Here is a 10,252-nt window from a genome sequence, read left to right on the forward strand (position 1 = left end):
TGGCTGATAATCTTATATTTGTATTACCCCTATAACTAATATACTTTGATCTGTCAGGAAAGGTATTCTGCTTATAAAATCACTGGCCACAAGCTGTTGTTTTGTGTCTTATTGCTGGCAATAAATTCTTGCAAACCCAAAAATACTGATCCTATAGGTTATTCAGACGATTTTAAACCTATACTAAATAAAGTAGATACCTTATTTGGAACTAACAGGGTTGATAAAGGGCTTTACGTTCTTGATTCGGCCCTGAGCCGCATCAGTAAACCCACTATCGAAGACAAATTCAGGACGTATGGATTTCATTATGTTTATTATCACAAAACAAAGGGTGATAATAAAAAAGCTTTGCTTTATGCTGATAGCATGCTTAATGTGGCTAACCAAAGCATAACCAATAAACAATACGTAGCGCTTTATGCTGAAGCAAATTTTGCTATTGGTGATGCCTACTTCTCTATGCAGCAGTACAATGCTGCCTATCAGCATTTTTTCCAGGGTTATATGGTTGGAAAAAATAATTTAAACAGGAAAGCACTTGCAGAGTATATGTATCGCATGGGTATGATAACCTATAAGATGGGTAACTACAAATTTGCTACAGACTATTTTAAGAAAAGTTATGGCTATCATTCCGCAACTACTAATGAGTTTGTAACCTTTTACAATATACAGGAACTGCTTGATAACATTGCCTTAAGCTATAAACACAACAATCAGCCGGATAGTGCGATTGTATATTTTAATAAGGCTTTAAATTTCCTGGATGAATATGGCTCTCAATTTAAAGACAGGCTTAAAATGATTGATATAGCCAAGGGGGTTGTATATGGAAATAAAGCAGAAGTATTGGTTTTACAGGGTAATTATACAGAAGCCATTAAACTATTAAAAAAAAGTATTGAAACTAACCTACAAAAAGGATATGATAGCAACGACGCCCAATTAACAGAAATAAAATTGGCCCAGCTTTATTTTGATTATAACGAGGATAAGGCTCTTATTAATTTATTAAACACCATAGGGCCCCAGTTGGATACTATTAAAAACGCGGAGGCTCAAACAGACTGGAACCGTTTAATGAGCAAGTATTATCTCAGAAAAAAAAACCTGCCAAAAGCATTACATTATCTACAAACGTATAATACATTAAAAGACTCGAACATTAAAAAGCTTGATCTATTAAGAGAAAGCGATATAAATAAACAGCTGGATAGTTATGAAAAGCAGCAACAAATTGAGAAACTAAGCAGCAATAATAAGGTGCAACTCATATCATTATACGTAATAATAATTTTTGCTGTAATGGCTCTGGTTATTATATTGCTGATTTATCGTAACTGGATAAGGTCTAAAAAAGATGTACAGACTGTTAATCTGTTAAACAAGCAAATAAATGAGCAAAACAGTATTTTAGAAAACGCCTTAAATGAACTTAAAATAAGCAGCCAGGAGAAAGACAGAATATTGCGTACCGTTGCCCATGACTTGCGCAACCCTATTGGTGGCATTGCATCATTAACCAGTTTAATGGCTGATGATGAGTATACCGAGGATCAGAAAGAATTAATAAACCTGGTTAAAGAAACGTCCTACAATTCTTTGGAGCTTATAGAAGAAATATTAGAAGCAACAAATATCTCTTCTATAGAGTTAACTCTGGAACAGGTGGAGATCAACTCGCTGGTAAGCAATAGTGTGGAATTATTGCGATTTAAAGCTATAGAAAAAGGCCAGAAAATATTCTTTGAACCCCTATGCAAACCACAGGATCTTTACATTTGCCGTGAAAAAATATGGCGTGTAATAAGTAATCTTATCAGTAACGCTATAAAATTCAGCCCTACCGGTGCATCAATTTTCGTGAAAGTCACTACCCAAAATGACGAGACGATTATAGCTGTAAAAGATAATGGCATTGGCATACCTGATAAATTAAAGGACCAGGTTTTCAATATGTTTACTACAGCACAACGGCCGGGTACATCAGGCGAAAAATCTTTTGGCCTCGGCCTATCTATTTGCTGGCAGATAATGGAAAAATCGTATGGTAAAATATGGTTTGACAGCGATAGCAAAACCGGAACAACATTTTTTATAAGCTTTCCGCTTCACAATCCTGATGCACCAGGTAAATCACCTCAGCAAGTTAGCATACCACAATCCTGATGCTTTAATGGTGCGCTGCTGCGTTTCAAAATCAACATAAATGATCCCGAAACGCGGTTTATAACCTTCTGCCCATTCAAAATTATCGGTAAGGGTCCATATAAAGTAACCACTTACTTTACAGCCTTCGTTTTTAGCTTTTAAAACCTGCTGTAAATAATTCTGCAAGTATTCTACACGTTTGGGGTCATTAACTTCGCCATTTATAATCTCATCCGGGAAAGCGGCACCGCTTTCGGTCAGATATATTTTTTTTATCTGCGGGTATTTATCATATTTCTTTAACATATGGTAGATAGAAGCCGGGTAAACCTCCCACCCCATTGTCGTTACAGGAACTTTTCTTTTTTGGGCTTTAACCAGGCTGGCATGAATGTAAGGCGTAAAAAAAGAGTACTTTACAATTTCGCGCGTATAATTTTGTATGCCGATAAAATCAAACTCAAACTTTAAATTATCCTCATCGCCCGGCAAAATATATTTCTCCATGCCTTTTAACACGGCAAGCTCGGCAGGGTAACCCAAACCCAATATGGGTTCAATAAATAAGCGGTTAAGCAAAGCGTCAACACGCACAGCTGCGGCAACATCTTTAGGATTGTCAGAATATGGCTCGATATATGAGCAAGAAAAGGTAGTGCCAATTTCCGCATCAGGCAAAGCGCCGCGTAATACCCTGGCTCCCGCTGTAATACTTAAAACAGCGTGATGAATAGCGGGCATGAAATTTTTAATACCCGTTTTACCGGGAGCATGTATGCCGAAGAAATAACCCGCGCCTGTAAACACCGCCGGTTCGTTCATTACCATCCAGTGTTTTACCCTATCGCCAAATGCATTGGCGCATATCTTTACATATTCGGTAAACCAGTCAACCACGGCCCGGTTTGTCCAGCCGCCTTGTAGTTCAAGCGCATGTGGCAGGTCCCAATGATATAAGGTTAGCCAGGGTTGTATACCCTGTTGCAGACAATAATCTATTATACGGTTATAGTAGTCAATCCCAGCCTGGTTAACAGCGCCTGTTCCGTCAGGCAAAATACGTGCCCACGAAATAGAGAACCTGAAGTTTGGAATGTTAAGCTGTTTAATAAGATCAATATCGTCTTGATAACGATTATAAAAATCGGTGGCTGTACGGTGATGGTGCCCGTTTAATATTTTACCTTTTTTAGCTGTAAAAACGTCCCAGATAGATTCACCTTTACCATCGGCATCATGCGCGCCCTCAATTTGTACAGCCGCGGTTGATACCCCCCACGTAAAATCCTCGCCGAAATGTTTTTTATTGATTGGTGTATCCTGAATAGTAGAGTCCATTAAATTGAGCTACGCAATGCCCAAAATTGTATATTATAAATTGCAATAAAAAAATTTCGTGAAAATAAACTTAGTGTATAAAAGAAGATCTCATGCTTTTTAAGATCATCCATTCGCGTAAGCTATTGAATAAATTGACGATGAATTTCATAACAGTGATTTTTATATCCAATACTAAGGTACGCTGCCGGTATATGTTTATGATGACGTTAATATTATGTTATTGTTAACCACCCTAATACTTACTTTTGTTTCTGTTAAGCAACTATGTCATGAAAGATTATTTTACCCGTTTACTTGAATACGATCTATACGCCAATCAAAAAATATTAAAAACTATTAGAGAAGCCAATAATCCCGAAAAACCGGTACAATTGTTAGCTCATCTTTTAGCAGCCCAGCAAAGGTGGCTTAGTCGTTGCAAGTATGAGACAGTTGCTGAAAATGAGCTATGGCCCGAAAAAGAAACAACCCCGTTTGAGGAGTTAATAGCCAGTAATTATCAGCAGTGGATAAACTTTTTAAGCGCCATTGCTCCTGCTGATATGGAACAGACCGTAACTTATAAAAACTCTGCCGGAACCGAGTACACCGATAAGCTGGTTGATATTTTAACTCATTTAATTAACCATGGCACACACCATCGGGCACAGATTGGCCAGCAGCTAAAGCTTACAGGCGTTGAAAGCTTGCCAGTTCTCGACTACATATTTTATGTCCGCAATTAAATTACTTTTTGGATGTAAATCACAACTTTCATTAACGTAATTTTGAAGACAAAATACATCACAATAATATGAGAAGGATACTTTTGTTTGCATTTACCGCATTAACATTAAGCGCTTGCAGCGATCCAAAAGATAAAGAAAAAGCGATTTTAAATGATGTTATCAAAATTCATGATAAAGTTATGGGTAATGATGACCGCTTAATGCACAATAAAATGAAGCTGGACACCTTATCGCGGGTTGATACCTTAACTAAAGAATATAATCTACAAGAAAAAGCGACCATGAAGGCACTCAACTCAAAACTAATTGAGGCTGATAAAGCTATGGAAAACTGGATGCAAAAATTCGACCCCGAACAAAAAGGGAAATCGCACGATGAGATAATGGCTTACCTGACCGATCAGAAAAAACAGGTGATGCAGGTTGATTCAATGCTTAGCATTGCGGTTAAAGAATCAACAGATTATTTAAATCATCTTAAAAAATAACGATGAAGAAACTTATTGGTGCGGCTGTTATCATTTTGTTATGGAACGCCTGTAAATTTAATGAACAAAAAACATTGCCCATAGCCGGTAACCGCGATGCGGTTACAGAAACAGTAGATGGTAAAACTGTAACAGATACCGTTTATCAAACTATACCCGCGTTTAAATTTGTTAATCAGTATGGCGATAGCATAACCAACAAAACCCTGGATGGCAATATTTATGTGGCCGATTTCTTTTTTACCACCTGCCCTTCTATATGCCCGATTATGCACCGCAATATGCTTACGGTTTATAATGCTTTTAAAGATGTGGCCGATGTTAAGATCATATCGCATACCATCGATCCACAGCACGACAGTGTGGCTGTATTAAAAAAATATGCCGATAAGCTGGGTATTGCGGGCAGTAAATGGTGGCTGTTGCAAGGTAAAAAAGAAGACACCTACAAACTGGCTGCCAGCTACCTGGTAAGCAGCCCGCAAGTAGATGCCAAAGAAAAATATGTACACGATGGTTATTTTATATTGATAGATAAACAAAAACGTATACGCGGCCAATATGACGGCACCGTGCCCGAACAGGTAACTAAACTGATAGAAGATATTAAAACGCTAAAAGCCGAACCCGACCAAACCACCGCTAAATGAAATTAAAAGTTATTAGCGGAATATGCTTGCTGTTGGCCATATTCCTTTATTCATGCCAGAGCGAAGACGAACTGGAGTTTAGCCGTTATTATTCGGCCGGGAATGTTATATACCAAAGTAAGTGTATGAATTGCCATGGCAAAAACGGCGAGGGCCTGTCGGCATTGATACCACCGCTTACCGATTCTGTTTACCTTAAAGTGCATAAAGACTCCCTGTCCTGTTTTATAAAATATGGCTTAAAGGGAAAGATCACCCTCGCTAATAAAACCTTTGAAGGCGAAATGCCCGCGAACGACTTCGCCCCTATAGAAATTGCCGAGGTGTTGACCTATGTAACCAACTCATTCGGTAATAAAATGGGGACTATTACATCGCAGCATGTTGGCGACGATTTGCAGAAGTGTAAGTAATAAATATACCTGTCATTTCGAGCGTAGCGAGAAAACTATACACCCGCATAGCCAAACGCGTGTATAGATCTCCTTCGTTCCTCGTCGAGATGACATTTAATCTAAATTCCCTACCTTTACACCGCAAAACGTTCTATCGCTGCTATGACCCACGGTCAAGGCGGAGGAAAGTCCGGGCAACACAGAGCATCCTGCTTCCTAACGGGAAGGCGCCCGCAGCGGGCGACAGCAAGTGCCACAGAAAATAAACCGCCTTTCGGGGTAAGGGTGAAAACGTGAGGTAAGAGCTCACGGCTTTTCCGGGCGACCGGAATCGCGGTAAACCTCAGGAGTTGAAAAACCAAATAGGTCCTGAAAGTGGAGCGGCTCGCTCCCGACCCGTATTATGCGGATCGTTAGGATGGGTAGGTTGATTGAACCTGTCAGCAATGGCAGGGCCAGATTAATGATAGAAGTCGTCATTCGGCGAAACAGAACCCGGCTTACAGATTTGCTGCTGATTAAAAAAGCCCCGCCTTATGGTGGGGCTTCTTGATTCCTAAAGATTAGTTATTGAAGATTAAAGATTAGGCCTATCTTTTTATTATTAATTTGATAAGCCTAATCTTTAATAACTAATCTTTATTGCTTCGCAATTTTATATAACTTACCGCCATCGGTGCCGGCATAAATAGCACCGTCTTTACCTGTGGCAATGCAGCGCCAGCGTTCGTGTTTATCAGCTAATAAACGCTCTTCGCCTACTACTTTATTATTTTCAATAACCACGCGAGCGATGTACATGCCGCTTAGTCCGCCTACAAACATGTTGTTTTTCCACTCGGCAATGTTACCGGTATAAAACATCATACAGCCCGGCGATATTACAGGGTCCCAATAATAAACCGGCTGTATGGTACCTTCTTTTTGTTGTATACCATCATAAACCTTCTGGCCGCTGTATTCAATACCGTAAGTTACAAAAGGCCAGCCGTAGTTACCACCCGGTTTTATCAAATTAATCTCGTCGCCGCCACGTGGGCCAAACTCAACCTCCCAAAGGCCGCCGGTAACGGGGTTAATAGATAAGCCATCCTGGTTGCGGAAACCAAGGGCATATATCTCGGGCTTAGCACCTGCCTTGCCAATAAATGGGTTACCTGCAACCGGTTTACCCTCTTTAGTAATGTGTATAATCTTACCGGTGGTGGTGCTCAGGTCCTGCGCTTTTACGCGGATATCATCGGCCTGGCGGTCGCCAGAGCTTACAAAAATATTGCCCTGCTTGTCAAACAACAAACGCGACCCAAACTGACCTGCACCTTTATAGCGCGGCGAGGCTTCCCAAATCACCTTTACGTCTTCCAATTTAGTTTCATCGGCAGATAGTTTGCCTTTAGCCACAGCCAGGGTAGCTCCCGCGTCGCCCGGTTGGGCGTAGGTCCAGTAAACCATGCGGTTTTTGGCAAAATCAGGATCTATGTTTACATCAAGCAAACCACCCTGACCGGCATACTGCACCTCGGGGAAACCGGTAATGGTTTTATCAATTTTACCATCTGTTGTTAGTATTTGCATAGTTCCCGGCTTACTGCTTATCAGTAAACGGCCATCGGGCAAAACATGAATACCCCACGGGCCTTTCAGCTCGGTGTTAATTACGGTAACCGTGTACGGCGTTTTGGTTGTAACGCTGCCAATACGGGTTTGCCCGGCAAAAGCTGGTTTATAGTTGCTATTAGCTGGTTTTGTTTCTACCGGTTCGCCGGCCTGGGCCATGCAGGCCGTAGTTACCGATAGCAGGATGGCTCCTAACGCTAACGGCTTATAGAATTTTGATATCATAAGTCGATTTTAGATTAAAGTCACGTAAGTTACAATGTTATCAACTATATGTTTAATTACAACAGGTTTTTTACAGTTGGGGTAAAAGATTAGTTATTGAAGATTGGTTATTAAAGGTTGAAGATTGGGTCGGGCATGGGGAATAGCAATTCGAGAATAGTTTGGATGTAAAATAATAAAGCGACAAACCTAATCTCCAAATCACTAATAGGTGCGTTACCTGCGGCCCGGGCTTTACACTCATACGCCTTCAGGCCTTAGGCGCAGGGCCGGTATCCGTTGCAATCCCTAACGCGGGCATTTGCACCAGCCAATTATCCCACGGCGCACAACACCATTCCTTAACAATTTATTAACCTTATATTAACTACATGGTAATCTGCATTGCGTATAATTGATAACATCAATGCATTGATTATGGAACGCGACATAAATAACAGATTACCAGGCAACAAACTGCCCGCTACTGAAGAAGAATTTGAGTTAGATTATTGGTCGAACGAGTTTGGCATTAGCAAGGATGAGTTAATAAAAGCGGTTAAATCCGGCAAAACCTCTACTGAAACGGTAGAAAAGTATGTAAAAGAACTTCAACTTACCCCCGCACTGGTCGAGGTTTAGCGTAGCGTAACTCCCGACCGGTATGTGCTGTTCAGGCTACCTCGCAATGCTGTCCTAATCCGAATCATATCGGCCATAGTGCTAAATTACAAAACAGTGGCCCTTGTTGGTGATAACACCAACAAGGGCGAAGAATTAGCGTGCCTAACACTATAGGCTTATAAAATTTCGATATCATAAAGTCAATTTTGTATTAATGTTATGCAAGTTACAACGTTACCGGCTATATGTTTAATTATCGCCTATTTTTTTCAGTTTGGGGGTTGGAGATCCAATACAATTTGGAACAGACTTACTGTGGCATTGTCGTAATGCGCAGGAAGCCCTTTCGTATTTTTCAATTTTGAAAGTCCTAAAAAATCAAATCCACATTTTTGGTAATAATCAATAAGCCCTGTGTTATAGCCAACCGTATCCATACGGATATATTTTTTGTCATTCACCCATGCATAATTTTTTGCCCATTGTACAATTTCACCTACCAAGTTCCGTCCTTTAAAATCCTGATTTGTTGCAATGCGATGAATGTAAACAGACGGATCTTTGTTTTTTTCCTCCCATATTTCCGGATCGCTGAATGTGGTAGCCCATATGCAGGCAATTTGGTTATCAATCATTATCTTCCATTGCCTATTCTCAAAAATTTCTGTTTCTATAAACTTTCTGTCAAATTCAGGCCAATGAACAACCGACTTTGTTTTTTGATAATCCGTTGCCGCTTTATAAAATTTAAAAATTTCGTCAATATCTTCCGAAGTACTATTTTTTATTTCCATTAGATGTCTTATTTCGTTTAGTATACGATGGTTAGTAAGTAGGCATAAAAGATTAGAGAATAAAGATTGGAGATTAGTTATGAAGAGACAGACCTAATCTTTATCCCCTATCTTTAATTCTGGCAGGCTGCGAATTTTTATATTGCGGAACCGGATCTCGTCACCATGGTCCTGCAGGAGAATGCGCGTAGCGGCTTTGAGACCGAAACCTGGTACGGTTTTATATTTGCTTTTGGCAATTGCCTCCAGTAGTGCCGGACTTCCCAGTTCAAAGCTGACTATCTTTGTGCCATTTAGCCAATGTTCCACATGGTTGCCATGTACTATAATACGCGATTCATTAAATTCCCCGGCCGGTTTTAATTTTTTAGAATCGTTTGGCGGAATAAGCGCATAGAGTGAGCCTGTAGCATGGATCGGGCCGTTTTTCAGTACATCCGGATGTCGTTCATCATCAACCAATTGATATTCAAATGCAACTGCACTGGTCCCATCGTCACCACCATACATCAGCGTTCCCGGTTTATTTTGACGTTCCTGAAGCAGATAATAAATTCCACTATTGCCACCTTGCTGAATGTTCCACTCGAAACGCAAATCAAAATCCGTAAACATCGCATCAGTCATCAGGTCGCCGCCGCCGGTGCGGGGGCGACCGTTACCTTTGGCGTTTTTCAGACATCCATCTTCAATGGTCCAGCCGCTAAGTGGTTTATCCGTTGGATAATAGCTGCGCCACCCGTTCAACGTATTGCCATCAAAAAGCAGTTTCCAACCTGCTTCCTTTTCAGCAACTGACAACGTGTTAATGGGCGCAGTTGTAACCTGAGCTTGCCCGGAAATCGCTTTAAAAATAAAAAAGGTAAGCATCATAATTCTACCCGATTGCTGTATATTCTTTTTCATTCGATAATTAATTTTATTTTAACTGATTAGCTATTTCTTATTTTAAAACTTACGCAGAATTAGGTGATGATGCACTTGTTTTTTATTGTGCTTATCAAAAGGCCGTAAATCAATTTGGGCATTGGTTATTCAATACTATTAAAAATAGTTGATAAAGAGAAATTATCCTGGCTGCCGCGTAGCCTCTTAAAAGTCCCTGCGGTAGCGGGGAACCCTCACCACGCCGTCATTGCTGTAAAGGTCAGATAATTCGGTAACAGAATTAGCTTTAAAGAATAAAGCTAAAAGTTATGCGGAATATAAACAACGATCTTACTCTAAAACGTAATTACCTTAGTAAGTACCGATTTT

General features: G+C 40.2%; 10 protein-coding genes and 1 other RNA gene. 7 read left to right on the forward strand and 4 right to left on the reverse strand.

Features of this window, described 5'->3' with window-relative positions:
* Positions 1-45: 45 nt before the first annotated feature.
* Positions 46-2,172 carry a tetratricopeptide repeat-containing sensor histidine kinase gene (locus JWP71_RS07975; RefSeq protein ID WP_299498403.1) on the forward strand — a complete coding sequence of 709 codons (2,127 nt, stop codon included), beginning with the start codon at positions 46-48 and terminating at the stop codon, positions 2,170-2,172.
* Here the strand turns inward: JWP71_RS07975 and JWP71_RS07980 are convergent.
* On the reverse strand, positions 2,140-3,492 hold the full coding sequence (locus JWP71_RS07980) for a GH1 family beta-glucosidase (RefSeq protein ID WP_299498405.1): 1,353 nt from the start codon (positions 3,490-3,492) through the stop codon (positions 2,140-2,142). The two genes, JWP71_RS07975 and JWP71_RS07980, sit on opposite strands and share 33 nt — an antisense overlap.
* A 272-nt stretch (positions 3,493-3,764) precedes the next feature.
* On the opposite strand from JWP71_RS07980, the gene JWP71_RS07985 reads away from it, so the two are divergent.
* The 5 genes from JWP71_RS07985 (at position 3,765) to rnpB (ending at position 6,275) form a co-directional block, all read left to right on the forward strand.
* Positions 3,765-4,220: a DinB family protein gene (locus JWP71_RS07985; protein WP_299498407.1), complete on the forward strand. Its 456-nt coding sequence runs from the start codon at positions 3,765-3,767 to the stop codon at positions 4,218-4,220.
* 68 nt (positions 4,221-4,288) lie between these two features.
* Complete coding sequence (locus JWP71_RS07990; protein WP_299498409.1) at positions 4,289-4,711, forward strand: lipoprotein; 423 nt, start codon at positions 4,289-4,291, stop codon at positions 4,709-4,711.
* 2 nt (positions 4,712-4,713) lie between these two features.
* Complete coding sequence (locus tag JWP71_RS07995; protein ID WP_299498411.1) at positions 4,714-5,361, forward strand: SCO family protein; 648 nt, start codon at positions 4,714-4,716, stop codon at positions 5,359-5,361.
* Entirely contained in the window at positions 5,358-5,774 is a 417-nt protein-coding gene (locus JWP71_RS08000; RefSeq protein ID WP_299498413.1) for a c-type cytochrome, read from the forward strand. The genes JWP71_RS07995 and JWP71_RS08000 overlap by 4 nt, the downstream gene beginning before the upstream one ends.
* Before the next feature lie 120 nt (positions 5,775-5,894).
* An RNA gene (rnpB, locus tag JWP71_RS08005) (RNase P RNA component class A) lies at positions 5,895-6,275 on the forward strand.
* 120 nt (positions 6,276-6,395) lie between these two features.
* On the opposite strand, the gene JWP71_RS08010 is transcribed toward rnpB, so the two are convergent.
* Positions 6,396-7,598: a PQQ-dependent sugar dehydrogenase gene (locus JWP71_RS08010; RefSeq protein WP_299498415.1), complete on the reverse strand. Its 1,203-nt coding sequence runs from the start codon at positions 7,596-7,598 to the stop codon at positions 6,396-6,398.
* Between the two features lie 417 nt (positions 7,599-8,015).
* Between JWP71_RS08010 and JWP71_RS08015 the strand changes: the two genes are divergently transcribed.
* Positions 8,016-8,219, forward strand: a complete 204-nt coding sequence (locus JWP71_RS08015) for a DUF3606 domain-containing protein (RefSeq protein WP_299498417.1) — start codon at positions 8,016-8,018, stop codon at positions 8,217-8,219.
* Positions 8,220-8,470: 251 nt separating this feature from the next.
* Here the strand turns inward: JWP71_RS08015 and JWP71_RS08020 are convergent, their stop codons facing one another.
* Together JWP71_RS08020 and JWP71_RS08025 are read right to left on the reverse strand one after the other, a co-directional pair.
* The gene (locus JWP71_RS08020) at positions 8,471-8,995 is read right to left on the reverse strand and encodes a GNAT family N-acetyltransferase (RefSeq protein ID WP_299498418.1); all 525 of its coding nucleotides are present in this window, start codon (positions 8,993-8,995) and stop codon (positions 8,471-8,473) included.
* Positions 8,996-9,088: 93 nt separating this feature from the next.
* On the reverse strand, positions 9,089-9,901 hold the full coding sequence (locus JWP71_RS08025; RefSeq protein WP_299498419.1) for a DUF1080 domain-containing protein: 813 nt from the start codon (positions 9,899-9,901) through the stop codon (positions 9,089-9,091).
* Positions 9,902-10,252 lie beyond the last annotated feature (351 nt).

Origin of the sequence: Mucilaginibacter sp. (genome assembly GCF_028287845.1) — a bacterium.
Lineage (GTDB): Bacteria > Bacteroidota > Bacteroidia > Sphingobacteriales > Sphingobacteriaceae > Mucilaginibacter.